Here is a 25617-nt window from a genome sequence, read left to right as displayed (position 1 = left end):
CTGTGTCCTATTCTGCAAACTTTAAAGATCGAATTGGCCGGTTTGTCATCTATGCCATCGTCATCATGCTGGCACTGGTCTGCCTTCTTCCGTTATGGAATATCGTTGCCATTTCATTCAGCAGCAGCGAGGCGGTATCCGCGAATGCAGTAGGCCTCGTTCCGGTCAATTTCACAACAGCAGCGTATACCAAAATTATTGATGATGCACAGTTCTGGCGTTCCTTTGGCATATCTGTTCTACGTGTCGCGCTTACCCTTGTGCTTAACATGATTCTAATTATTTTGATGGCTTATCCGCTATCCAAATCGAAAAGGGAATTCAAAGGCAGAAACATTTATATGAATATCATGATTTTTGCCATGTTGTTTAGTGGAGGCATGATTCCGAGTTACCTGCTGATCAAAAACCTGGACATGCTGAATACGATTTGGGCACTGGTTCTGCCAGGCGCTGTCCCGATATTCAGTGTCATCCTCGTGATGAATTTCTTCTCCGCTGTACCTAAAGCGCTTGAAGAGGCAGCATTCATCGATGGAGCGAATCCGCTTCAGGTCTTGTTCAAAGTGTATGTTCCCGTGTCCATTCCTGCGCTGGCGACAGTCGCCTTGTTCAGTATCGTGGGTACATGGAATGACTTCTTCAGCGGTTTGATCTACATGACCAAAGTCAGCAATTATCCACTAATGACCTATATCCAGTCCCTTAACGTGAATATTGCCGATTTGCTTCAAGCTGGCACGAATTCCAGCGAACTCAGCAACCTGACTGAAATTTCGAACAAAAACCTGAACGCAGCCAAAATCGTAGTCGCTGTTATCCCGCTATTGCTGATTTATCCCTTGCTGCAAAAATACTTTGTGACTGGCATTGTCGTAGGATCGGTCAAAGAATAGCGAGATGCTATGAGATGATGAAAATAAAACCACTTTACGTGTGATAGAGAGGTTGAATGGAGCATGGAAAATAAAAAATGGTGGAAAGAAACTGTTGTATATCAAATATATCCACGCAGCTTTCAAGATCGTAACGGAGATGGAATCGGCGACTTGAAGGGCATTGTGTCCCGATTGGATTATTTGCAGGAACTCGGCATTGGTGCGATCTGGTTATCACCCGTTTGCAAGTCTCCTCAAGATGATTTTGGATATGATATTTCAGATTATCAGGACATCGATCCCATGTTTGGATCTTTGGAAGATATGGAAACGTTAATTCAGGAAGCCGGGAAACGAGGCATTCGAATCATTATGGATTTGGTGTTGAACCATACGTCGGATGAACACCGCTGGTTTCAGGAAGCCAAGAAAGGCAAAGATAATCCGTACCATGACTATTATGTCTGGAGAGATGGCGTGGAAGGAACGCCTCCGAACGACTTGGGGTCCACCTTCGGTGGTTCAGCCTGGGAATGGGTGCCTGAGATCGGGCAATATTATTTGCATCTATTTTCCGTAAAACAGCCAGATCTCAACTGGGAAAACCCAAAAGTCCGGCAGGATATATACAACATGATCAATTGGTGGATTGATAAGGGTGTTGGTGGTTTTCGACTTGACGTGATCGACTTAATAGGCAAAGAACCGGATTTGAAGATTACGGGAAACGGGCCGAATTTGCATCAATATATCAGGGAACTGAGCAAGGAGACGTTTCAAAAAGCGGAAGACCTGCTAACGGTTGGAGAAACATGGGGTGCCACTCCGGAAATCGCCAAGCTTTACAGCAACCCGGACGGAAGCGAGTTTTCAATGGTATTTCAATTTGAACATATCGGCTTGGACGAACAAGAAGGTAAAGGTAAGTGGGATCTTAAGCCTTTAGATGTGATGGCATTAAAAAAGGTGCTGTCCAAGTGGCAGACAGAGCTCAAGGGCGATGCTTGGAACAGTCTGTTCTGGAACAACCATGACTTGCCTCGAATCGTATCACGTTGGGGAAATGACGGAGAATTCAGAGTTGAATCGGCTAAAATGTTGGCGACCCTTCTTCATGGCATGCAAGGTACGCCTTACATATATCAGGGTGAAGAATTGGGCATGACGAATGTTCAATATGCGATTGAAGATTATCGTGATATTGAATTGCTCAATTTCTATAAGGAAAGAATGGGGGAAGGATACCCAGAGAGCAGCATTATGGAGTCGATCTACGCCAAGGGACGCGATAACGCGAGAACACCGATGCAATGGAACGCTTCCGATAACGCGGGTTTTACACGAGGGGAACCTTGGCTTAAGGTGAATCCCAATTATACGTTTATCCATGCCGAGCAATGTTTGAATGACCCTGAATCCATATTCCATTATTACCGGAAGTTAATTCAATTACGAAAAGAACATGAAGTCATCGTATATGGCGATTATGAGCTGATATTTCCCGAGAATCAAGACGTGTTTGCTTATACCCGAACGTTGAATGGTACGGCAATCCTTGTCGTATGCAATTTCCAGGGATATACGACTGAACTTCCGCTTCAGGAGCAATTGACAGAGTCGAACCAGCTGTTGATATCCAATTATACAGGTGAAATGTCGGAGAGCGAATTGCGTCCATATGAAGCCAGAATGTACCTTATTCAGGCTTAAAACATAATACTATAAATAAAGTCTATATAATCCGCGAAAAACAGACACACGTTAACGGAGAGGCAGAACCAATCTGGAGAAGCGAAGCGCTCGCCTAAAAGCTTTCTGAAGGAAAGCTGCATCGGAAGCATACGCTTATCACCGGATTTTCCCCTTGAAAAGGGGAATCAAAAAATCTGGGGATAACAGCGATCGGAAGATGGTACTGCTCTCGTAGTGGCCTGTGTGATTGATTCGTGCGGTTTATAAAGTGGTGGAGAAAGAAGGATTGTTTTCAATGAAAAGAGTATGGTGGAAAGAAGCAGTAGCTTATCAAATCTATCCGAGAAGTTTTATGGATTCCAACGGGGATGGCATTGGCGACATTAAGGGGATCATTTCAAAACTGGATTATATTCAAGATCTCGGCATTGATCTGATATGGATCTGCCCGATGTATAAGTCACCCAACGACGATAATGGTTATGACATCAGCGATTACTGTTCCATTATGGATGAATTCGGTACGATGGCGGACTTCGATCAATTACTGCATGAAGTGCATCACCGGGGCATGAAACTCATCATGGATTTGGTGATCAATCATACAAGTGACGAACACCCGTGGTTTATTGAATCCAGAGCTTCGCTGGATAACCCCAAACGAGATTGGTACATCTGGAGAGATGGGAAGAACGAAGAAGAACCCAATAACTGGGAGAGCATCTTTGGCGGTTCTGCTTGGGCATATGATGAAATCTCCGGACAGTACTATCTCCATCTGTTCTCCAAAAAACAACCGGATTTGAATTGGGCAAATCAGGAAGTTCGGAAATCCATTTATGAAATGATGAATTGGTGGCTGGATAAAGGTATTGATGGTTTTCGTGTCGATGCCATCAGCCATATTCACAAAGAAGAGGGCCTCTTGGACATGCCAATCCGAGAAGGCGTCAAATACATCTCTTCTTTTGAAAAGCATATGAATGTCAAAGGGATCCAGAATTATCTGCAAGAAATGAAAGAGAATACATTATCCAAATATGACGTTGTGACTGTTGGGGAAGCGAATGGAGTTAAGGTAGAGGACCAAGAAGATCTACTGGATTGGATCTGTGAAGTCAGAGGGAAATTTAATATGGTCTTTCAATTCGAACATCTTGACCTTTGGAAAAACAGCACAGACAGGCAACTTGATGTTCCCAAATTGAAAAACGTCTTGACCAAGTGGCAAAAATCACTGGAAGGCGTCGGCTGGAATGCTTTGTTTATTGAAAATCACGATCAGCCTCGCAAAGTTTCATCTTGGGGAAATGATACGGAGTATTGGTATGAAAGTGCCACAGCACTTGGAGCCATGTACTTTTTCATGCAAGGCACTCCGTTCATTTATCAGGGGCAAGAGATAGGCATGACGAACGTAGCTTATCCTTCCATAGAAGATTATAACGATATAGCCGATCGGAATTTATATCAGATCAAACGTGAAGAGGGGATGTCGCATGAGGAAATCATGAACATCATATGGGCTTCAAGTCGCGATAATTCCAGAACGCCGATGCAGTGGTCTGCGGCCAACCAGGCGGGCTTTACCACCGGTACGCCATGGCTACAGGTGAATAACAATTACGTTAATCTTAATGTAGAGAAACAACTTCAGGAACCGCGTTCCATCCTGCACTTTTACAAACAGATGATTCAGCTGCGAAAAGAACACGATACGTTGACTTATGGTATTTATGAGCTTCTTATGCCGAATCATCCGAGTGTATTTGCATATACACGTACTCTGGCAGACCAACAGGTGCTTGTAGTAGTCAATCTCTCTGATCAAGCCGTAGAGCTTAAGGAAGAAGAGCATAGCCTTAACTTCTCCGAGATCTGGCTTACCAACTACGAAGATAGCAAGCTGCCAAGGATGCTGCGACCGTATGAAACCATTGTTGGTTTACGCGATAAAGAATAAGTCGGATTTGCCTACAGGGTATGGATCGAAGCAAACAGAGAATTCACTTCTCTAATTTCTAGACATCAAGCAAGGAACCCCTTAGATAAGTTATTGGAATAAGCCCCGTTTATCCAATGAATCTCTAAGGGGCTTTATTTATTATGCCTTCAGCCAGTAGAGGGCGTGAAACGAGTGAAGCAAAGTCATTTATTTTAAAAGGGGATATATTAAATCAATCTTTAAATTTAAGAGGGTTCTTCCTGCGTATACAGACGAGCATACTTGAGATTGATAATTTGTTGATTATCCTTTATTATGAAAGCGTTATCGTTAATTGAAAACTAAATGTACCATTCGGTCATTTGACCAACATATTAAACCTCGAGGTGAGTAGCGTGAAGTACAGAAGATTGGGCAAGACCGAGCTGGATGTATCCGTCGTAGGTGTGGGCACCTGGCAGTTTGGCGGGGACTGGGGTAAAGACTATACCCAGAAGGAAGTCGATGATATTCTTTACCGTGCCAAAGAGCTTGGTATTAATTTGATTGATACAGCGGAATGTTACGGACCTCACCATATGTCGGAAAACTTTATCGGCGATTTTATGTCCCGTGACCGGCGTGAGGATTGGGTGATCGCATCGAAGTTTGGTCATCAGTGGCATGATCACTGGACCAATGCCTGGAGCGTAGATCAGATCCGTGTTCAGCTGGATGAATCCCTGAAAGCCCTAAGAACAGATTATATCGATTTGTATCAGTTCCATTCCGGATCAGATGAGGCTTTCGATAACGACGAGCTGTGGACCATGCTGGAAAAGCAGGTACAAGCCGGTAAAATTCGAAATCTTGGTATCTCCATTGGCAGCAACGATAATCTGCATCAGACGAGCAAGGCTAGTGAGTTAAACGCGAAGGCTATACAGGTCGTATATAACCGTCTGGACCAGAAGCCTGAGGAGAGGGTATTCCCGTCATGTCAGGAGCAGGACCTTGGTGTGCTTGCAAGAGTCCCACTGGCCAGCGGCTATCTGAGCGGCAAGTACAAGCCTGGCGCAGTGTTCAATGACAATGTCAGAAAGGGACGCGAGCGTCAAGAGATCGACGAGAAACTGCAGCTGGTAAGTGAAATCCAGAAGAACGAAGTCCCTGAAGGTGTCGACATGGCCTCGTGGGCCCTTGCCTGGTGTCTGAAACATCCAGCCGTTAGCTGCGTCATTCCAGGATGCAAAAGCCCGGAGCAGGTTGAAGCGAATGCCCGGGCAGCAGATCTGGAGTTGTAAGCGAGCTGATCGTTGTACCTTGCTGAGGACAATATCGTTGTGGATTAAAACGGAGAAAGCAGCCGACCAAAGTAGAAGGGGTCGGCTGCTTTTTTTCACCTAGATGAATCAAAATTAATATTTAAATTGAATCGTCAAACGCTCTAACTTTTGAGACATATCGGACAAGGTTGTGGCTAAGCTCGTGATTTGTTCCATTGAAGCCAGTTGTTCTTCTGAAGAAGCAGCTATATTTTGGGAGTTGTCTGCAGCTTGAAGTGCAAGATTGGAGACTTGCTCTTGGCCCGCTGTGATTTCCTGGACGCTTGCCGTGATCTGCTGCGTAACGCTGGCAAGTTCCTCCGTTTGTTGGGCGATAAAGTTGGTAGACCCTACGATTTTGTTAAACTGTTGTTCCGTCTCATTAGCAATCTGTATGCCGGAGTCGACGTCCTGTTTAACTCGATTCAACGTTTTGAGCGATTGTTCGATATCTGTACGCATATCTTGAATCAACGTCGAAATCTGGCCAGATGATTGGTTCGATTGTTCAGCAAGTTTTCTCACCTCAGCAGCAACTACCGAGAAACCTCTGCCTTCTTCGCCTGCGCGGGCTGCCTCAATCGAGGCGTTCAGAGCAAGAAGATTCGTCTGCTTCGCAATATCCGTAATGGCATGCAGCATGGTACCGATCTGCTGGCTACGTTCATCCAGCATTCTCATGACTACATCCGTTTCATTAACCGACTTGTTGATCAGATTCATTTGCTTCGCCGTATGTTCTACGGCTGTACCACCTATGTTCGCGAGTTCCATCGCATCAACAGAAGAATCGGCAGTGGTTGATGAGCTTTCCGCTATTCGCTGAATCCCGATCGATATTTCCTCGAGTGAGTTGGTTGTCCGTTGAAGCATCATTTGCTGCTCTTGTGCACCTGCTGCTGATTCTTGGATCGAAATGGTGATATTCTCCGTTGCCTGACTGGTGTGCTCCGCACCAAGAGTCAACTCTTTGGAAGATGAGGCTACCTGTTTGGTAGAGAGATCGACTTGACTAATAAGTGTTCTCATGTTTTTAATCATATGGTTAAAGTCCTGTGAAAGCTCACCAATCTCATCCTTGGACTTCATCTTAACTTCTTCAACGGTTAGGTCCCCGTCCGCAACGGATTTCAATCGTTTAGCAACCATAAGGATCGGCTTCGTTAGACGTCCTGAGATGATGCTAACGATAATGAATCCTAGAACAACCGCCACTGCCATAACTATAAGAACAAGATAGAGAACTTGTGTGGCACCACTGTTAAACTCGCTTAAGTAGGCACCCGAACCGATGATCCATCCCCAATGTGGGTCCATTTCAACATAAGAAACTTTCGTTTCAACCTCACCTGTATCAGGTAGAGCCCACTTGTAGGTGACAAATCCGCCTCCGGCTCTTCCAACATTAACGAGCTCTTTTCCCAAATATACGCCATCTTCGGTAACGACATCTGTCAAATCCTGTCCTTCATTTGAAGGATTCATTACGGAATGCGCATCTTTGCCAACAGCCCATGGATATCCTGTTTCCCCTACAGTATATTCACTTTTTACAGGCCGCTTATTATCTGCATTCTTTTCACCGAGCAGTTCTACGCGGAGCTTCTCCTGCGCTTGCTCCAATGTTAAACTTCCGTTCTCTACCTGTTCGTTGAGGAGATTAATCATACCTATGACCATTCGCACACTATTTTCAAGTGCAGCCTTGCCGGATTCATTCATTTCATTTTTTGAAACGGTATAAGAACTGAACCCTATTACGATTGTGGGCACAATAAGTATAACCAAGCACAAAGAGACTAACTTAGCCCTTAACGTTCTCATTTTTAGAATGGATCCAATCTTTGTTTTCACTTCAGTTCCCCCTAAGTATGTCAATGTAGAGATCTAACTCAGAACCTGATAGTTAAAATTTTAATTAAATCTGTACCTAATATATCGAAAAAAGAGGAGGTAAAATGAAGTCTTTGAGCAATGAAAATCTCTGTAAACGAACTCGTCCGTTGTGCTCAACACAGGGCAAATAGAATTTGTAAAACTAAAAGTGGCAATTGCATAAAAATGCATTCTTCACAAAGTAGAGAAGATGAATATGTACTGTCTGCGATGTTTCATAAAACAAAGGTAAACAAACACTTATTGTTGTATAATGATGGTAAAATATACAGGTGATAAGATAGGAGCGAGGGATTTTGCACAGTAAGATTAAGATTAACCTTTTTTACTTAGCTGCTGGGATTTATCTGGGTATCGCCGTTGCAGCATTTGTTCCATGGATTGAGATTGGTTTGAAAATAACGGCATACTCAAGCATCATCGCACTATTAATAACGATCTATGACTCTTCTAAAGTTAGCTTTAGAATTAACTCAAAACAAGGGAATTTGCGTAAGCAAAGAGTTCATTATGTATTTATGTTAGCTATGAAAGTATTAATGATAATATCACCATTCGTTCTACTGTTCTGGATCAATTATGAGGATGATGAAGAAGTAATAGCCAAGATAAGTAATTACGTAACGTTTGCTGCTATTGGAATTGTGTTCTTTACAAGAGGCATGGAATTAAAAGGTGTAAGCAGCACTCAAAAATGATTATAGGCATATTGCACTTTTATAGATTGAAAAGGGGTGTTATCTTACGGTAATCACTCCTTTTTTGCATTGGAGAACAGAATTAAAGATATCTAGAAATGAATTGTAATCCTCCAAGTTGTATATTCATCGTAATACAGCGGCTTACCGACTGGAGAAGCTGGAACGGCTCTTAGGCATTTCACTAAAAGAACCCGAAAACCTGATGCTGCTAAATTTGGTTTTCCTGTTCCACAGATTGTTAGAAGCAGAGGAGGCCAAGGTGTCCGACAATTGTCTCCTAGCTCTGGACTACCGAAATTGGTATCGGACATTTTAATCCCAAAACGAACAAAAGCCTGCTCTCAGAGGCAGGCTTTCTATTTTATGATCGTCGTTATGACCATCCTGACCGAATCGCAGGGACATATCGATATCATCGATGACGCTTTATTATTATGGACCTGATTTACGGACTTCGACTTGAAATTGATCGGAATATGATTTGAGGTTCCCTGCAAGACCAGCGAGTTCCCCGGAGATGTTCGACAGTTCGCTCGCCGACCGTTGCTGTTCCACAGCACTAGCCGTGACTTCTTCGGCCATGGCTGAAGTTTCCTCGGTTGCGGAAGCAATATAACTGAGGTTCTGTTCCAACTCCTGACGAATAGAGTGCATATCCATCGTCCGGCTGTCTAAACTCTGAGCCAACTCATGCACTTCGGTCGATAAGCGGCTAACCTGTCTAAATGCCTGGAGGCAATCAGCGATCTGTTTCTCCTGTTCCTTAACTGCTACCATATTCGCATCAAAATGACTGCCCATACGATGTATCTCTTGAACAAATGAACTCAGGATCTCATCAATCTCCTGGATCGAACGTTCGGATTGTTGAGCGAGCTGTCCCATTTCACCAGCAACGACCGCAAAGCCTTTACCCGCTTCTCCAGCTCGGGCTGCTTCAATTGAAGCATTCAGGGATAGAATTTGAGTTTGTTTTAAAATATTGTGAATTTGACCGCTAATAGAGGAAGCGAGTTCGGATTGAGTCGTCAGAGACCTGGAAATATCCTGTTGATGCTCAACACGTTTGGCATTCTCTCGACCCTTCTCAAGCAGAACCTCTTGTTCACGTGTAACTTGTACTTGAACAGAAGATAGCTGCTCTGAAGTATGTGTAAACTGTTTCACATATGAACCTACTTCATCCATTATTTTGCCGAGATTCTCTGAATGCTGGACGGAGTGTTCTGTCTCTTCAGCCTGTTTCATTGAACCTATGGCAATTTCCTCAATCGCTCTGGAAAGTTCTTCGCTCTGACGCTGGTTCGTCTGAGCGGTTTCCGAAATATCTTTTGATGACCGCTGCAACGTATTTGATCCTTGCTGTATTCCCATTAGAATGTTCGTCAACTGGGCAACCATGATGTTAATCAAATCACTGATATCACCGAGTTGATCATTGGTCATATGTGTGGATACGACTTTAAGATTCCCATCAGCAACCTGCTCGAGGCTTGACTTAATATCGCGTACTTGTCTAAGAATACCTCGTACTACGAATAGCATCATGACCAAAGAAAGAATCAGTACAACCACAAAAATCGGGATAATGGTCTGATAAGCATTATTCACGGATGTCGCGGAGACTTGATTCACTGCTCCAGCAGAAATATCAATGCCCAGATAGCCAATAACAACGCCTTGCGAATCCTTGATTGGTGTAAAGGAGGACAAAAGCTGTCCCCAGGTTGGATCGTCTACAATGCCTGTTGTGAGAACTTCACCTCTTAACAAGGTTTCCTGAATCTGAGGGTTGAATTCCATTGCAGTGCCGTAAGGGCTATACTCTGTATCATCCCAATCCGCTCCATCCACGGTGTAGATCCACCCGTCCGAGGTTTTGTTATACATATAAACATACAAGGCTCCCGATTGAAGCCTAACTTTAACGAGTTCGTCCCTAAGACTTTTATATTCGTTGCTCTCCTCTGAAGCAGTAGAAGATAATGTCTTAATTAATTCCGATTCCTGACCTAGTTGAGAGGCGGTATTCACAGCCAGCTGCTGATTGTTATGCTGCATGGTCATTAATGATGCGTTTTCACTGGAGTCGATGGTGGTCCACATGATTAGACCGCCCATGGCCAGTAGGGGAACCAGAATAATCAAATACAGTTTGAACCTTAAATCCATCTTTTTTTTGTAATTCTGTCTCAAATCCTGTTCCCCCTTAGAAGTTTAAACAATATGGTTATTCTAATAACCCATACTATTTATCGTAAAATTGAAGAGGGAAATGAAGACTGATTCTAGATTTATATTTATATTTACATATACGCAGATTGTAAACTAACGTGTAAAAGTGAAATTAGTCTGAAACAACAAGTCCATCAAAGTTCTCAGGGCTTACACAGATTGTTCTCAGCAAGATGGAGCTAACGAATGCGGAATAGGTCAATTGTGGCAAGAGTTGTGGATTAAAATCGTCGCCCTATAGTATGCCATCAAAAACAAAAATTAAAATGAGGGAAAATACAGCGGTGGAATGCATTCGTTCAAAACATATTGCTCTATGATTGGAGGAATTTAAATAATGATAATGGATCATGGAAAAGCCTAAGCGAAACACTGAAGGTTCGGCACCGCTCATTTCTTTGACCACTCATAAAAGAACTGTATTTTTCTTGCGAAATAATCTAAGATTTATTTTTAGGTAGTGATAACACTTGGTGATTAGGGAGTGAATATTTTTGTGGAGTCAGAGCAGTCATCTTTCAATGATTTCGTTATCTAGGAGCTAGATAGCCTCTTTGAGCAGATTAGGGTACTTGCTGATAGCTTTGACGAGCACACTGGAACGGATGTTACATTGAATCCTCATCTGGAGCCACGTCGTTCACCGAGGTGAGATGCGAAATTCCGTTAAATGGAGTGAAGTTACATGCAGAAGATTAGAATATTAATTGTCGACGATCAAGAGCTTATTCTGGAGAGTCTGCATATTGTCCTGTCTCTTGAAGAAGATTTTGAAATTGTCGGATTAGCCAAAAATGGGGAAGAAGCCATTGAAGGCAGTAAACAATTTCAGCCGGATATCGTGCTAATGGATATTAATATGCCCGTCATGGATGGCGTTGCTGCAACGTCACGAATTAAGCAACAGCTTCCGGCGATTAAGATCATCATGCTGACCTCATATAAGGAAGTGGATTATGTTTTGACGGCATTAAGCCATGGAGCAGAGGGGTATCTACTCAAAGCGATCCGTCCCAAGGAGTTGGCTGCAGGAATACGTGTGGTTCATACAGGAGGGACATTGATTTCTCAGGAAATGGCGGCCAAAATGATAAAAAATATACCCCCATCTGCTGCTCCAAAGAGCAATGAGTACGGATTGAGCGCACGTGAAATTGAAGTGCTTCACAAGTTGGCATCTGGCTTGCGCAATCAAGATATTGCTGAAGCTTTGTTTCTTAGTGAAGGGACCGTTAAAAACTATATTTCTTCCATCTATTCCAAATTGGATGTGAAAGGAAGAAGGGAGGCAACTCGCAAAGCCAGAGATTCAGGAATGATGGAAGAATAAACAGGTAGAACGTTCTGATGTTCATAAAAAATCGGCAACTCATTGGAGTTGCCGATTTTTTATGTCATAGGTTCATTTCATGACTAAATCGCACTATGTCTATATGACTTTTAAAGTCTAAATTTATAACAAGCGGAACAATCACTTCGAAAGATTGAAGCGCAGAGAGGGGTAATTCGGATGAAAAAAATGAAGAAATTATTTTTGGGGATCGGCATTGCTGTTTTAATACTTTCAATGGTGGTTCTTTACTTTCCAACATGGACTCCGAAAATAAAAGGAGAAAATAGTATTAGTGTACTGGAACAAGTAGAGATTAATGGAACAGGTCATGAAATCATGATCCGCGGTCAAAATGTAGAGAATCCGGTCATTCTGTATGTACACGGTGGGCCGAGCGCATCTGAAATTCCGCACGCCAAGCAATATCAGGATGCATTGGAATCCAGATTTACCATCGTGAACTATGATCAAAGAGCAAGCGGAAAGTCTTATGATTTTTTTGAGGATTACTCCAATTTATCATCGGACTTGCTGGTTGATGATATACTGGCCATCACGGATTATATCTCTGAACGCCTTGGCAAGGAAAAGGTGATCCTGATCGGCCATTCCTTCGGTACTTACATTGGTTCTTTGGCTGCTCATAAAGCACCGGAGAAATATGAAGCCTACATCGGAATTGGTCAGGTAGGAGATACTAAGCAGAGTGAGATGGACGGTTGGAATTATGTAATGAAACAAGCTCAGCTTGCAGGTAATAATGATGACATAGCAAGTTTGAATCAGGTTTCTGAAGCCATTAATCAAGGGCAGACATTCACACCGAGAGACATTGTTACACGATACAATGGTGCTGCGAGATTGATGGATAACCCTGATGACAGTTTCCTTGGAATGACGTTCAGTAGTGAATACAACATGCTCGATGTCATACGTTATTATAAAGGAATGACTTATTCACAAGGAATTCTAATTGGTGAAGTGATGAGTCGTCCATTGCCTTCCTTAATTAAGAAGCTGGATCTGCCATTTTATTTTGTTATGGGAGATTATGACTTTATGACTTCGTCCCATGCTGCCAAACAGTTTTTTGACGGAATTAAAGCTAACAAGAAAGAATTTATTTCTTATAAAGAATCGGCTCACTACCCACACTATGAAGAAAAGGAAAGATTCTCCAATTGGATGATAGATACCTTTACTCAGTAACATTTGTTAGAAATTAAAAAGTGAAGCGGGATGGAATATTACTTATTCATAAAATCCATCCCTCTAATCACTAGGAAAGCAACGTATTCAAATTTCAAAGTAAGGGTAAGGGCTAAAAATGGATTGTACTTGGGGGTAAACAGTGTTACTCTAAAAGTCTGTGTCCAACAAGACATTTAATAATAGTCACCATTTTAGTTGTAAAGAAAGGTAACACTATGATAAAAGTTGATAACTTATCCTTCTCATTTCCACAAAAGGAACTATATAACAACATTTCGTTTACATTTGAAGAAGGCCAACATTGCGCTTTTATCGGAACGAGTGGCAGTGGGAAAAGTACGTTAATCGATATACTGATGGATCCGGAAAGATATTTGTTTGAGGGCAAGTTAGAGATGGACCCGGATTGCAGAATCGGATATGTCAGTCAATTCTCGCAAGTCGACAAAACGAAAGAAATGACCGTCTTTGAATATATCGGAGAAGAATTTATCAAGATACAAGATGAAATCACAGCGATTTATGCTGAAATGGAAACGACATCCGATATGGATTCGTTGCTGGAAAAGGTTCAATTTGCTTTAGACGCATTCGATTCGATGGATGGGGATAATTACGAAAAGACCATTAATAAGCAGCTAAATCTAGCCAACCTCATGAAGCTCAAAGATCTCAGTATATCCGAAGTGAGTGGTGGGGAATTCAAACTTATTCAAGTGATGAAGGAAATGCTCAATCGCCCAGACTTCATGATCATGGACGAACCAGATGTATTTTTAGACTTTGAAAACTTAAATGCGCTCAAAAAACTTATAAATACCCACAAGGGCATGCTGCTGGTGGTTACGCACAACCGATATTTATTGAATCATTGTTTCAACAAAATTATACACCTTGAAAATACGGAGATCCAAGAGTTTGATGGACGATATATTGATTATAACTTCTCACTACTTCAGACCAAAATTGAGTTACAAGAAATCGCGGTTGCTGAAGCTGAAGAAATTGAGAGATACGATCACATCATCGACAATCTTAGAGAGATCGCCACGTATAATTCGGAAGCCTCCAGAGGCAGAGCGTTAAAAGCAAGAGTCAAGTTTCAAGAGAGATTAGAAGCACGTCGAATAAAAGAGCCATTTGTCGATATCAAGCAGCCGAATATCAGTTTTGGTATCGATAAGGAATTGGAAGACACCGTTGTGGTTAATGTCAATAATTATAGCGTTTCCTTTGACGAGTTGCTTTTGGAAAATGTGAACTTTGAGATCAAATCTACAGATAAAGTAGCCCTGATCGGTCCAAACGGTACCGGGAAAACAACTTTGCTCCGAGAGATCTTTAAAAATAACCATGCTTCAATTGAAATAAATGAGGATGTCAACGTGGCTTATTTATCTCAGGTTCAAGGCGAAATGCTAAAGGATTCCAATACAATACTAAATGATTTCATCGATGCCGGGTTTCAAACTTATGATGAGATTAGATCGTATCTTTCAAATTATGGCTTTGAAGGAGAGATCCTTGATCAAAAGATCGAATCTTTATCTGGTGGAGAAAAGAACATGCTTCAATTGGCTAAAGTTTCTGCCAGTAAAGCAAACGTATTGCTTCTGGATGAACCGACAAGCCATTTAGATACCTATACACAAATTGCACTGGAGAAAGCCATTGAGGACTATAAAGGTGCAATTCTCATGATTTCTCATGATTTTTATTCTGTTGTAAATGGTATGGATTATGTCTTAATCATTGACGATAAGACGATTAGAAAAATGAGTATGCAAGAATTTAGTGAGATGATTTATGCGATTCATTTTGATAAAGACTATTTGGAAACTGAACAAAAGAAAAAAGCAGTTGAAATGAAAATAGAATTGGCTCTGAAAGATACTAATTTTGAACTTGCAAAATCATTGGTTGATGAGCTAGAAGAGCTAATTAAGTTGCTTTAAAATTAAGGGCAAAGTGAATTAGTCGGAGTTCAACGACGAAACATGATGTCGGAGGAAAAGTATCAATAAAGAGGCCCTAGGCAGCAAACTGGCGTCGGTATTCTACCGGCGTCAGTTTTTTTTAGTTTTCGTTGTGGCCGTTTCAATGGAGATGCTTCCCGGTTATACGCATGATTTCAATAATAATTCCTCATTTCTTATTTCTGTTCCTCTCCTTTTTCTAGAGCGTGAGCTATGCTAATCTCTACAAATTTCAGCACTTCGTCCGATATGGGGTACAATCCTGACTCTAATGTAGGGAGTTTCCTCACTTCCCAAAACTTCTCCATCAATTTCTCGTCTCCATTAAAAGTTTCATCTGATAGCTTCATTAGCTCGCAGGCAATGTTATAACCTTCATCAGATTTAGCTGGAATCGATTCCTCGATGCACCATTCAATTCTTCGCAGCAAAGAGACATACTGCTGAGTGGCCTGGTCATTACTGTTGAGATTGGGTAGTGCATTTTGTAGAAATGCACTTTCGTCATCGTTAAAGTAATCGATCCACTGTTTAGAAATAGGTTGCACGTTATGAACCAGATGAGACGCCCGTTCCCAAGAAAGGGTACCTTCAAGATCAATCATGTTGATCAAAGACGTAGTATTTCCAATACTACCCTGAAGAGAAGTGAGCTGCTCCTGAAGATGATTATGGTGTGCGATTAGAATATGACGAAAAGATAGTCTGTCCATTACATTTTGGATGTCATCAAGCGGTAATGATAGTGATTTAAGCAATGTTATCTTTTCTAGATTGAATAAATTTTCCTCTGAATAATAACGTCGGCCATTTTCTTCCTTATAACTCGGTTTAAGAAGACCGATCTGATCATAATAACGTAGGGTTCGAACAGAAATGTTCCGCTGTTTGGATACCTGTCCTGTCGTCCATCTATTCATGTTTCTTCTTTCCTCTCGAAAATAATGCTTGCAGGTGACGTAACGTCACCTAATATCATTAAATTATATCACAGAGGATTGAGGGATTAAGGATGACTGGTACGAAAATGTGGAAGAAGATGAATCAGTGGACATGGCGTGAGTTTATTGCTTTACTTGCGCTTGAGTTTGTATTCGTAATATTCTTTATCAAATATGCAGTACAGTCCATGTATGAGCAATGGTTGGGGAATACTCTATACTCAGGGACTCTTACAGGGCTTACCATCGCCATTGTACTTTTGTTAGGATTATACTTTATTGCTTTACGACCGAAGAAAATGTCCTGGACAGAGGTAGGAGTAAGGAGATTTCCTGCGAAAGATTGGTGGAGGATTGGGCTGTGGACACTCATTCTCATCGGATTCAGTGTGGCGACTGTCTATCTCACGAGTTTTCTTGGAAATACGGTGGACAACAGCAAAACAGAGAGTCTGAAGCAAAATGTCACTCTATTTACTATGATTATTGGTGTTGTATCGGCAGGGATCGTGTCACCCTTTTATGAGGAGATATTTTACCGTGGATTTATATATCGTTGGCTACGGTCTCGTGTTCGTATGAGATGGGCGATTGTGATTAGTTCGCTAATCTTTACTTTTGCGCATTTTCCCACTATAAATGCCATGCCCGTGAATTTTATTAGTGGAATAGTGCTTGCATGGACCTATGAACGTACGGGATCGGTCGTGCCAGCTATGATCGTTCACGGTGTCTTTAATACAATTGCTGTGTTGTTAACAGTGATGAGTTAGAATGATTATTATAATCTGCATACACGATAAGAGGTGAGCAACAGCTATGAAAAATAGAAACATAACAGGTATTGTAGTGGCCATAATCCGCGATGGGTTTATTTATTGATTCCACTTGGAGCTGTTGTAATTACGTCTCTTTTTGATTATGCAATCAAGTTCGATTTCTTCAGAAAAAAGAAGTAGTAAATCCCCAATAAACTCCGAGCTTCGATAGCTGGGGTTTATTGGGGATTTCATGAGTTTAAATGTTCCGCAACGCTTTCATAGCTTACGTAACCTTTTAAATCGTGTACGAGTCTCCGTCTTCAGGTACAAACACGTTATCTGAAATACCTTTTTCATTCACAAAATTTTTCAATTCGCCTCTGGACAGTCCCCAGTGATTTACAGCTTCCATGTGCACAGAAATAATTTTAGCGTCAGGGGCCGCTTTGCAGACTTCATAAATATCATCTTTCCCCATAACAAGTGAGCCCATTTGAATGAATTGATTGTCCCCGCCATTAACAACAATGACATCCGGTTTGTACGTAGTTAGTACTTCATGAATAGCTTCATACCATACTGTATCGCCGGCTACGTACAAGGTTTTCTCACCGGAATGCTTAAAAACAACTCCGCAAACTAATCCAGCCATTTTCAAGATTTCTCCTCTTCCGTGTTCGCCTGGAGTCTTAATCAGCTGGATACCATTGAATTCAGTGTCTTCCTGAAGTACCTCAACATTAGTGAAACCATCTTTTTGCACAAGATCAGCATCTTCTTGATTTTGAACGAACATTTTAATTTCTTTAGGTATGACTTTCTTGGCTACATCATCATAGTGGTCCAAATGAAGGTGAGTAAGAATAACCGCGTCTAGATTATTTAACAGGCTTTCAGTAGGTACCGGAAGATCGACCAATGGATTGCGGTCTTCTCTTATAGAATTAGGAAATGGAGGATATGCTCCTTTTTCAGCTAAGAATGGATCAACTAAAAATTTATATCCTGCATATTCAACCACAATTGTTGCGTTTCGAATTTGTTGTATCTTCATTTTTTTGTAGCTCCCTTTTCTAGATATTTCTTTTATAGTCTACACACTTAATTCAGACGAATACATAAATTAATTCAAGTGTTTTTGATGTTTTAGTTTATTTTTGAAAGTATGTTTGATCGTTAGATATTCTATTTCGGTGACTATGCAAATTCTATTTTATATAAAACTTTCAACTGTAAAGCAAAAGCATGAAATTACTTTATTCTCTCTATGTATCAATGGATTGAGAAAGTATACATTTATTTGATATGCGATCGAGAGCGATCTACATTCAACATAAAAGATTATGTTCTCTCTCAATTTTGCATAAAAATAGTATTTTTGAGGTGAAATCATGAAAAAATTTGATATATCTGTCTTGTCAGTTGCTCCATTAAGACAAGGCGAAACAATGAAAGAAGGAATAGATTCCGCAGTATCTTTAGCTAAGGCTGCAGATCGAATGGGTTATAAACGTATTTGGTTTGCAGAACACCATAATCACGATGCATATGCAAGTGCAGCTGTCGTCTCAATTGTACAGCATATACTATCAAACACAGAGGAAATTCGTGTGGGTTCAGGTGGTGTTATGTTACCTAATCACTCACCTCTAGTTGTAGCTGAGCAGTTCGGAACACTTGAAACGTTGTACCCGGGTCGAGTCGATTTAGCATTAGGGCGTGCACCTGGCACGGATCAAAAAACTGCTGAAGTGATTCGACGGTCCAATCATAATGGTGTATTTTTCTTCGAACGAGAAGTAAAAGAAATCTTGCAATATGTAGGAGACGAGAGCGTTCAAGGGGAGATTCGTGCTTATCCAGGTATTGGAACGAATGTGCCAATTTTCGTATTAGGTTCCTCAATAGGTTCAGCTAAAATCGCAGCAAATCTTGGTTTACCTTATGTATTTGGTGCACAATTCTCACCTCACGATATGAGGGAAGCTCTGGATATTTATCGCGAGAACTTCAAACCATCAGCCGATCTACAGGAACCATATGTGATGGCTTGTATCTGTGTGATCGCAGCTGATTCAGTGGAGGAGGCTACACTAATTTCTGCGAGCCATCTGCAAGTATATATTGATATTTATACAAATAATTTAAGTCAGCTTGTTCCACCGACTGAACAATTCCTTCAATCTTTATCCCAAGCTGAATTGGACATTATATATCATCGACTAGGGTATACCATTCTGGGCGATGCGGACACACTTCGGCGTGATTTAATTAACTTTCAGCAGACGTATCAAGTAGATGAACTCCTTGTGATATCAAATATATACGAATCTGAAAAGGAAATTCATTCTTATGAGATTTTAAAAAGCGTTGTTGATGAATTATTTGATCAAAAGAGACTTGAAGAAAGTTAATTCCGTTATCTGTGAAATAACAATAATTCCAGGAAAGAAGCGGGTCTTAATGAGTCTCGCTTTTTTCCTGGAATTATCACATAAACTTAATATTTAATCATCAAAGCTTCAAATATCCATTTTATTAATAACAGTGGAGAGTTTGTAATTGGCATGTTTATTTAAATCAACTAGAAAATCATTTAAATATTCATTTGACGGAAACCTGCACTCCAAAATATAACATCCCTCTCCACTAATCCTATAGTTATTTATTATATAGTTCATTTGTGTCTTTATAAAAGAGAGATAAAATTGATGGTTTGTTTCCTTTGTGAATATTGTAATAAATGCGTGTATATAGCAGCTTAATTTAGCTTGATTAACTTTAATGGTATATCCCTCAATAACTCCATTGTCTTCTAATTTTGCTACTCTGGACGCAGTAGCTTGTCCAGTCATATGAATTTTTGTGCCAAGTTCTTTCATCGTAACTCGACTGTTATTGGATAATTCATCTAATATTCGACGATCAGTATTGTCTAACATTTGAATTCCTTTCTTTAATGAATTGAGGATCAGATATCTTTAATTTCATTCTATCCCCTATGCAACAAGTATAGTCTGATTCAGTACAATACACCACGCGCAAATATGTAAGATACTCATAAATAACCAAGGAGAATCATCATGAGCCAGTTAAATACAAGACTGTGGACAAGAGAGTTCATTTCTCTTTCAGCTATAAATTTCTTTATAACTTTAATTTTCTTTTTATTAAACGCGACAATTACGCTGTATGCCATTAATGAGTTTAATGCAACGTCCAGCCAAGCAGGGATTATTGCAGGTGTTTTCATTATCGGATCATTAATAGGCCGGTTATTAACAGGACGACTTGTAAAATCAAAAAAAATCTTGATAACAGGACTGCTTATGTTTATTTTAACAACATTACTTTACCTCATTCATTATAATATTTCTTTTCTCATTTTAAGTCGATTGATAAATGGATTCACGGTAGGGGTGGCACAGACTGTTGTAGGCACAGTTGTCGTCTTGACTCTTCCAGCATCTCGAAAAGGTGAAGGAATTAGTTATTTTGCAATTAGTACGGCATTAGCGACTGGTTTAGGTCCATTTATCGGTATGTATATGAGTCAGAATGTAAGTTTCAATATGATTTATTATTTATGTTTCGTGCTGGGACTTATTAATTTTGTGATTGCAATTTTCATGAAGATTCCTTTGCCTAATAACACTGAAGCGAAAAAAGGAACGGGAATAAAACTTGCTGACTTTATAGAACTGAAAGTGTTACCCATAGCAATCATTGCATTTCTGATGAGTTTTTGTTTTTCTGGTATAATCTCGTACTTAAATGTCTATGCTTTGGAATTGAACTTAGTAGAATCGGCAAGTTTTTTCTTTATGGTGTATACCGTTTTTGTCCTAATATCGAGACCATTTACTGGACGGGTCGTGGACAAAAAAAGAGCAAACGTAATCATGTATCCCGCTTTTGTCCTTTTTGGGGGAGGTTTACTCCTTTTGGGATCAGTTACCAGTGGTGTTACTTTGTTGCTGGCAGCAGCACTGGTCGCTCTAGGTTTTGGTAACATTTCTTCTATATCTCAAACGGTATCTATTCGTTTAGCCGAACCTCACCGAGTTGGTTTAGCAACTGCCACTTTCTTTATATTTATAGATTTAGGGAACGGATTTGGACCATCAGTTATCGGTTTGATCATTCCATATACAGGATATGATGGTTTGTACGTATTTCTTGGTCTGGTTGTTTTGTCAACACTAGTTTTTTATTATTTCTTATATGGTAGAAAAGAAAGTGCACTTCGTAAACAACTCTCTATAACAGAACGATAACAGGTAATTATGCTATAAGGCTTGCTGTAAATGCACCTTATCCTAGAACATGCCACCCACAGGATATATGGAAAGCGAAGCAGGTTGGGTACCAAAGCTACTTCTTCATTGTTATTCAGGTGAGGTGATCATCCAGCATATACACTGAAAGAATCTTGAGCACAAACATATAGTTCTCATGAACAAAAGGTCACTGCCCACTTTGCTTGATAAAGTGGGCAGTGACCTTTGTTTTCTACTTTTGGTTGCGAAGTTTTTTAACTTCAATCTGAATTATTCGTGTTTGGCAACAAATCGTGTCTTATTGCAGGAAATCTTCAGTCGATTTTACATCGCAATACATGCCATTAAGTGCGCCGACAAAAGCATAATGGATCTGTTCTGCTTTCATCAATCAATTAAAATGCTCAAAACACTTTACCACATCTATGTAAAAATCGACTAAAAGCTTATAGACTATATCTTATGATGAAACGAGATATGAATTATTCGTAAGAGGAGTCTTCAGATGAAAAAGCCAATAAAAGATCAAAAAACGGTAATGGTAATTTTACTAAGTAATATTTTCACAGCATTTCTCGGGATTGGATTAATTGTTCCTGTTATGCCTTCTTTCAAAGACATGTTGGATTTATCCGGTAGTACAATGGGCTATCTAGTTGCAGTTTATGCCTTGTCCCAGTTAATTATTTCGCCTTTTGCGGGTAGATGGGTTGATCGTTTTGGAAGAAAAAGAATGATTGTTATCGGGTTACTGGTATTTAGTTTATCAGAACTGATTTTTGGATTGGGAACACATGTTTCAATACTTTATTTGTCCAGAGTACTGGGAGGAATAAGTGCTGCCTTTATCATGCCTGCTGTAACAGCATACGTGGCTGATATTACTACTACAGAGGACAGACCAAAGGCGATGGGATACGTCTCCGCTGCGATCAGCACCGGATTTATTATTGGGCCAAGTGTGGGTGGGTTTATAGCCGATTATGGAATTAGAATGCCATTTTTCTTTGCCGCTGCTATGGCACTCTTAGCCGCGATCTCTTCTTCACTTATATTAAAAGAGCCTCTGTCACATGAAGAGATGCAACAACTATCGTTAAACACAAAGGGTTCTAGCTTCGTTAAGGATTTAAGGAAATCAATTCAACCCATCTACTTAATAGCGTTTATTATGGTCTTTGTTCTTGCTTTCGGATTATCTGCCTACGAAACGGTTTTCAGCTTGTTTTCGGATGAGAAATTCGGCTTTACTCCCAAGCATATCGCAAGTATCATCACCATAAGTTCCATTGTAGCGGTAATTATTCAAATTTTATTGTTCGGCAAATTAGTAAATATATTAGGCGAAAAAATGGTGATTCAGGTCTGCCTAATCATGGGTTCGGTTTTAGCATTCATATCTACTATTGTCACGAGCTTCATAGCCGTTTTAATTGTAACTTGTTTTATTTTTTTAGCGTTTGATTTGTTACGACCTGCGCTAACTACCTTCTTATCTAAAACTGCTGGTAATCAGCAAGGTTTCGTAGCAGGAATGAACTCCACTTACACTAGCTTGGGGAATTTTTTTGGCCCAGCATTGGGTGGAATTCTATTTGATGTAAATATTCATTACCCTTACCTTTTTGCAGGAATAGTTCTGATCATCGGTTTAGGACTTACGGTATTCTGGAAAGGAACATCCAATCAAACCTCACTCCAATAAGAATAATCTCACAGGAAACGTATTATAGCGCAATCCCTGTGAGATTAAAGGATTATTGCAACATATTCTAGAATGCGGTTACTGAATCTATTTTAAGAATCGGAGGTACACATATGGAGGTCGAACCACTGGAAAATTGTAGTCTTTGCCCGGTTGAATTTACCGTTAATATGATCGGCGGGAAATGGAGGATTTTGGTTTTATACCATTTATTGAGTAAGGATATTATACGATTTAACGAACTGCAAAAATTGCTCTCCACCGTGACGCATCGTACACTGACACGTCAATTACGTGAACTTGAGGAAGATGGACTAGTACACCGAGTAGCTTATGCTGAAATGCCACCTCGTGTTGAATACTCTCTTACAGATAAAGGACATAGTCTCACCCCAATTTTATTGCAATTGAAAAACTGGGGTCTCCAACATATGTAAGTTCCTTAAATACAACCCCATTAAAGCCTATGGTCAAGTTCATCACTCCTCCTTTTATCAAGTTATAGATCAACCGTTGCGGAAAAAAAGATATCTAATAGCTAAAGCAAAATAGAGGGAGATCAATTCCTCCCTCTACGGCTTACATGTGATGTCTAGTGACAATAAGATAGCCAATTATCGATGGAAATGATCGTATACTCTTTACGTTATTTCAGGACAGGAGAGTCGGTACCGGAGCTACGGATAGCCCCGTGTTGTGTGTGTTGTATCTGACCCTTAATTTAATTGGATCAACTATAAGTTTGTCCTGTACACCTATTAATTATTCTTGGAGGAACTTCCAGAAAAATTATTAATCATAAATAAGAAGCGCCCGCTGTTGGATTTAGACCATCAGGAAATTTAAGTTGAAGCCCTTTAAAAAATTCCTTTATAAATATTTTATTTTGTTATTTTAACTAGAAAGGGATCATAAAATGTGAAATAAACTGGACAAGCGAGTAGGAGTGAGGAAGTCTTGAGTGTTCAACTTCTAATCAGTTATATTTTCCTTGGTTTGACGCTTGCTGCTCCCATTGGGCCGGTCAATTCAGCCCGATTGGATAAAGGCCTCAAAAATGGCTTTTGGCATGCCTGGATGGTCGGGGCAGGTTCCATGATTGCCGATGCCGCCTTTATGATTTTGATTTATCTGGGTTTGGTTCAGTTCCTCAACATCCCCATGGTACAAATTCTCCTCTGGCTCGTTGGCGGCTTCATATTAACCTATACCGGGATTGCAAGCATCCTGCAAATCAACAAATTGAAGCTGCATTTGAACAAAAATCAAAAAGATTCCCTCTTTCACTGCTTCATGCTTGGATTTTTCATGTCCCTCACCAGCCCAATGTCCATCATTTTCTGGTTAGGGATCTATGGATCAATTCTGGCCAAAACGGCAGTGTCATTCGGGACAAGTCATTTGCTGATTTACAGCAGCATGATCTTTATTGGACTGACGCTCTGGGATTTGCTGGTGGCGGGTCTAACCACAGGAATGCGGCGTTATCTCAATCAAAAAAGTCTCTCAATCATATCGGTTGTATCCGGTTTGTCTTTGGTTGGGTTCGGAGTTTATTTTGCTCTTCAAGGGCTGCGTGCGTTGCTCTCTTAGAAGGATGGGCGTATACCCAAATGCAGCAATTCCGGAGTGGGACAACGCGACAGAGCAATGATAGGCACATAGACTGCTCTCATCAGTTATGCAGGGAACTGCATGATAATCAAACTGAAGGGACGATGTACTATAATGCTGCGAACGATTGTTGTGCCAACCAAGTACAAACCGATGCTGAATCTAAGGGAAACTGCCGAGGCCATTCATTTTTCAAAAAAGAAATTTCAGGAACGCTTGGAGCAGCATTTAAATCTGATACAGGTACCCTCGCCGGTTCTGTTGCAGGAAGGTACAGGAATTAATGATAATCTGAACGGAGTAGAGCGTATAGTTTCTTTCGATGCATTGGATATGGAAGAGGAGCAGATTGAAGTTGTTCAATCACTGGCCAAGTGGAAACGGATGGCTCTGAAGACATATGGATTTCAGGTGGGCGAAGGATTATACACCGATATGAATGCAATCAGACGGGATGAGATGATGGATAATCTGCATTCCATCTATGTGGATCAATGGGACTGGGAAAAGGTTATTGCTGAAGATAGGCGTACCCTGGCGACTCTGAAGGAAGAGGTACGCAAGATCTATCGTTCGATTCAAGACACAGAGCAGGAACTCTGTACTCAATACACATGCCTTGAACCCATTCTACCGAATCAGATTTTCTTTATTACGACTCAAGAGTTAGAAAACCAATATCCGGATCTCACCCCAAAAGAGCGTGAAAATGAGATCGCTCACCAACACGGTGCTGTTTTTATCATGCAGGTAGGTGGATTGCTGAATTCAGGAAGTGTTCATGACGGTCGCTCCCCGGACTATGATGATTGGACTTTAAACGGAGATATTTTATTATGGTATCCTGTGCTGGAGCAGGCTTTGGAAGTCTCATCCATGGGAATCCGTGTCGATGCGGCTGCACTTGAAAAGCAATTGGGCCTCAGTCAAGCGAATGAACGGGCTGCTCTTGAATTTCATCAATCTGTCTTAAATGGTGAACTACCTTTCACGATTGGAGGAGGGATTGGTCAGTCCAGACTGTGTATGTTTCTGCTGCGAAAAGCCCATGTTGGTGAGGTGCAGGCCTCAGTGTGGAACCCTAGAACGTGGCGGGAATGCGAGGAGGGCAATATTCCTCTGTTATAGTCCATTGAACAGGAGA

The 25617-nt window shown here is 40.8% G+C and carries 21 protein-coding genes; 16 read left to right on the top strand and 5 right to left on the bottom strand.

Going from position 1 to position 25617, the window contains the following annotated elements; all coding sequences use genetic code 11:
* The first annotated feature begins 2 nt into the window (after nucleotides 1–2).
* From AC4G47_RS15345 to AC4G47_RS15330, 4 genes are all read left to right on the top strand, one after another.
* Complete coding sequence (locus tag AC4G47_RS15345; protein ID WP_413033073.1) at nucleotides 3–896, top strand: carbohydrate ABC transporter permease; 894 nt, start codon at nucleotides 3–5, stop codon at nucleotides 894–896.
* A 63-nt stretch (nucleotides 897–959) separates the two neighbouring features.
* The gene (locus AC4G47_RS15340) at nucleotides 960–2588 is read left to right on the top strand and encodes a glycoside hydrolase family 13 protein (protein WP_491101669.1); all 1629 of its coding nucleotides are present in this window, start codon (nucleotides 960–962) and stop codon (nucleotides 2586–2588) included.
* A gap of 277 nt (nucleotides 2589–2865) precedes the next feature.
* Nucleotides 2866–4533, top strand: coding sequence for a glycoside hydrolase family 13 protein (locus tag AC4G47_RS15335; protein WP_491101668.1), 1668 nt, complete (start codon nucleotides 2866–2868; stop codon nucleotides 4531–4533).
* A 377-nt stretch (nucleotides 4534–4910) separates the two neighbouring features.
* On the top strand, nucleotides 4911–5798 hold the full coding sequence (locus AC4G47_RS15330; RefSeq protein WP_491101667.1) for an aldo/keto reductase: 888 nt from the start codon (nucleotides 4911–4913) through the stop codon (nucleotides 5796–5798).
* Between the two features lie 114 nt (nucleotides 5799–5912).
* Here AC4G47_RS15330 and AC4G47_RS15325 read toward each other — a convergent pair whose 3' ends face one another.
* Nucleotides 5913–7673: a methyl-accepting chemotaxis protein gene (locus AC4G47_RS15325; protein WP_491101666.1), complete on the bottom strand. Its 1761-nt coding sequence runs from the start codon at nucleotides 7671–7673 to the stop codon at nucleotides 5913–5915.
* A 338-nt stretch (nucleotides 7674–8011) separates the two neighbouring features.
* On the opposite strand from AC4G47_RS15325, the gene AC4G47_RS15320 reads away from it, so the two are divergent.
* Together AC4G47_RS15320 and AC4G47_RS15315 are read left to right on the top strand one after the other, a co-directional pair.
* On the top strand, nucleotides 8012–8413 hold the full coding sequence (locus tag AC4G47_RS15320) for a hypothetical protein (protein WP_491101665.1): 402 nt from the start codon (nucleotides 8012–8014) through the stop codon (nucleotides 8411–8413).
* Nucleotides 8414–8531: 118 nt separating this feature from the next.
* On the top strand, nucleotides 8532–8732 hold the full coding sequence (locus AC4G47_RS15315) for a helix-turn-helix domain-containing protein (RefSeq protein ID WP_491101663.1): 201 nt from the start codon (nucleotides 8532–8534) through the stop codon (nucleotides 8730–8732).
* Nucleotides 8733–8848: 116 nt separating this feature from the next.
* On the opposite strand, the gene AC4G47_RS15310 is transcribed toward AC4G47_RS15315, so the two are convergent.
* Entirely contained in the window at nucleotides 8849–10612 is a 1764-nt protein-coding gene (locus AC4G47_RS15310; protein ID WP_491101661.1) for a methyl-accepting chemotaxis protein, read from the bottom strand.
* Between the two features lie 724 nt (nucleotides 10613–11336).
* On the opposite strand from AC4G47_RS15310, the gene AC4G47_RS15305 reads away from it, so the two are divergent.
* From AC4G47_RS15305 to AC4G47_RS15295, 3 genes are all read left to right on the top strand, one after another.
* Nucleotides 11337–11981, top strand: coding sequence for a response regulator transcription factor (locus AC4G47_RS15305; RefSeq protein ID WP_145325454.1), 645 nt, complete (start codon nucleotides 11337–11339; stop codon nucleotides 11979–11981).
* Nucleotides 11982–12161: 180 nt separating this feature from the next.
* Nucleotides 12162–13193, top strand: a complete 1032-nt coding sequence (locus AC4G47_RS15300; protein WP_491101659.1) for an alpha/beta fold hydrolase — start codon at nucleotides 12162–12164, stop codon at nucleotides 13191–13193.
* A gap of 218 nt (nucleotides 13194–13411) precedes the next feature.
* Complete coding sequence (locus AC4G47_RS15295) at nucleotides 13412–15151, top strand: ABC-F family ATP-binding cassette domain-containing protein (RefSeq protein WP_491101657.1); 1740 nt, start codon at nucleotides 13412–13414, stop codon at nucleotides 15149–15151.
* Nucleotides 15152–15348: 197 nt separating this feature from the next.
* Here the strand turns inward: AC4G47_RS15295 and AC4G47_RS15290 are convergent, their stop codons facing one another.
* Nucleotides 15349–16092: a MerR family transcriptional regulator gene (locus AC4G47_RS15290; RefSeq protein WP_491101656.1), complete on the bottom strand. Its 744-nt coding sequence runs from the start codon at nucleotides 16090–16092 to the stop codon at nucleotides 15349–15351.
* Nucleotides 16093–16184: 92 nt separating this feature from the next.
* On the opposite strand from AC4G47_RS15290, the gene AC4G47_RS15285 reads away from it, so the two are divergent.
* Nucleotides 16185–16886 (top strand): CPBP family intramembrane glutamic endopeptidase, encoded by a 702-nt coding sequence (locus tag AC4G47_RS15285; RefSeq protein ID WP_491101654.1) that lies wholly within the window; start codon nucleotides 16185–16187, stop codon nucleotides 16884–16886.
* A gap of 283 nt (nucleotides 16887–17169) precedes the next feature.
* Here the strand turns inward: AC4G47_RS15285 and AC4G47_RS15280 are convergent, their stop codons facing one another.
* Nucleotides 17170–17928 (bottom strand): MBL fold metallo-hydrolase, encoded by a 759-nt coding sequence (locus AC4G47_RS15280; protein WP_458127040.1) that lies wholly within the window; start codon nucleotides 17926–17928, stop codon nucleotides 17170–17172.
* Nucleotides 17929–18265: 337 nt separating this feature from the next.
* Between AC4G47_RS15280 and AC4G47_RS15275 the strand changes: the two genes are divergently transcribed.
* Nucleotides 18266–19288: an LLM class flavin-dependent oxidoreductase gene (locus tag AC4G47_RS15275; protein ID WP_491101651.1), complete on the top strand. Its 1023-nt coding sequence runs from the start codon at nucleotides 18266–18268 to the stop codon at nucleotides 19286–19288.
* Nucleotides 19289–19396: 108 nt separating this feature from the next.
* Here AC4G47_RS15275 and AC4G47_RS15270 read toward each other — a convergent pair whose 3' ends face one another.
* Nucleotides 19397–19816 (bottom strand): Lrp/AsnC family transcriptional regulator, encoded by a 420-nt coding sequence (locus AC4G47_RS15270; protein WP_145325443.1) that lies wholly within the window; start codon nucleotides 19814–19816, stop codon nucleotides 19397–19399.
* Nucleotides 19817–19957: 141 nt separating this feature from the next.
* Between AC4G47_RS15270 and AC4G47_RS15265 the strand changes: the two genes are divergently transcribed.
* The 5 genes from AC4G47_RS15265 (at nucleotide 19958) to asnA (ending at nucleotide 25601) form a co-directional block, all read left to right on the top strand.
* Nucleotides 19958–21151, top strand: coding sequence for an MFS transporter (locus AC4G47_RS15265; protein ID WP_491101650.1), 1194 nt, complete (start codon nucleotides 19958–19960; stop codon nucleotides 21149–21151).
* Between the two features lie 508 nt (nucleotides 21152–21659).
* The gene (locus AC4G47_RS15260; RefSeq protein WP_491101649.1) at nucleotides 21660–22859 is read left to right on the top strand and encodes an MFS transporter; all 1200 of its coding nucleotides are present in this window, start codon (nucleotides 21660–21662) and stop codon (nucleotides 22857–22859) included.
* 113 nt (nucleotides 22860–22972) lie between these two features.
* Nucleotides 22973–23296 carry a winged helix-turn-helix transcriptional regulator gene (locus AC4G47_RS15255; RefSeq protein ID WP_491101648.1) on the top strand — a complete coding sequence of 108 codons (324 nt, stop codon included), beginning with the start codon at nucleotides 22973–22975 and terminating at the stop codon, nucleotides 23294–23296.
* A gap of 520 nt (nucleotides 23297–23816) precedes the next feature.
* Nucleotides 23817–24452: a LysE family transporter gene (locus AC4G47_RS15250; RefSeq protein WP_458127046.1), complete on the top strand. Its 636-nt coding sequence runs from the start codon at nucleotides 23817–23819 to the stop codon at nucleotides 24450–24452.
* A 135-nt stretch (nucleotides 24453–24587) separates the two neighbouring features.
* On the top strand, nucleotides 24588–25601 hold the full coding sequence (gene asnA / locus AC4G47_RS15245) for an aspartate--ammonia ligase (protein ID WP_491101647.1): 1014 nt from the start codon (nucleotides 24588–24590) through the stop codon (nucleotides 25599–25601).
* Nucleotides 25602–25617 lie beyond the last annotated feature (16 nt).

The organism is Paenibacillus sp. Negev47 (assembly GCF_058313655.1).
Note: the sequence above shows the minus strand (reverse complement) of the source record. Positions and strands in the feature narration are given on the sequence as shown.

Bases quoted from the DNA above. Each gene is read 5' to 3' on its own strand.
- AC4G47_RS15280 (WP_458127040.1), bottom strand. From the start codon at position 17,928: ATGAAGATACAACAAATTCGAAACGCAACAATTGTGGTTGAATATGCA.
- AC4G47_RS15295 (WP_491101657.1), top strand. From the start codon at position 13,412: ATGATAAAAGTTGATAACTTATCCTTCTCATTTCCACAAAAGGAACTA.
- AC4G47_RS15290 (WP_491101656.1), bottom strand. From the start codon at position 16,092: ATGAATAGATGGACGACAGGACAGGTATCCAAACAGCGGAACATTTCT.
- asnA (WP_491101647.1), top strand. From the start codon at position 24,588: ATGCTGCGAACGATTGTTGTGCCAACCAAGTACAAACCGATGCTGAAT.
- AC4G47_RS15335 (WP_491101668.1), top strand. From the start codon at position 2,866: ATGAAAAGAGTATGGTGGAAAGAAGCAGTAGCTTATCAAATCTATCCG.
- AC4G47_RS15270 (WP_145325443.1), bottom strand. From the start codon at position 19,816: ATGTTAGACAATACTGATCGTCGAATATTAGATGAATTATCCAATAAC.
- AC4G47_RS15300 (WP_491101659.1), top strand. From the start codon at position 12,162: ATGAAAAAAATGAAGAAATTATTTTTGGGGATCGGCATTGCTGTTTTA.
- AC4G47_RS15265 (WP_491101650.1), top strand. From the start codon at position 19,958: ATGAGCCAGTTAAATACAAGACTGTGGACAAGAGAGTTCATTTCTCTT.
- AC4G47_RS15255 (WP_491101648.1), top strand. From the start codon at position 22,973: ATGGAGGTCGAACCACTGGAAAATTGTAGTCTTTGCCCGGTTGAATTT.
- AC4G47_RS15260 (WP_491101649.1), top strand. From the start codon at position 21,660: ATGAAAAAGCCAATAAAAGATCAAAAAACGGTAATGGTAATTTTACTA.
- AC4G47_RS15340 (WP_491101669.1), top strand. From the start codon at position 960: ATGGAAAATAAAAAATGGTGGAAAGAAACTGTTGTATATCAAATATAT.
- AC4G47_RS15285 (WP_491101654.1), top strand. From the start codon at position 16,185: ATGACTGGTACGAAAATGTGGAAGAAGATGAATCAGTGGACATGGCGT.
- AC4G47_RS15305 (WP_145325454.1), top strand. From the start codon at position 11,337: ATGCAGAAGATTAGAATATTAATTGTCGACGATCAAGAGCTTATTCTG.
- AC4G47_RS15275 (WP_491101651.1), top strand. From the start codon at position 18,266: ATGAAAAAATTTGATATATCTGTCTTGTCAGTTGCTCCATTAAGACAA.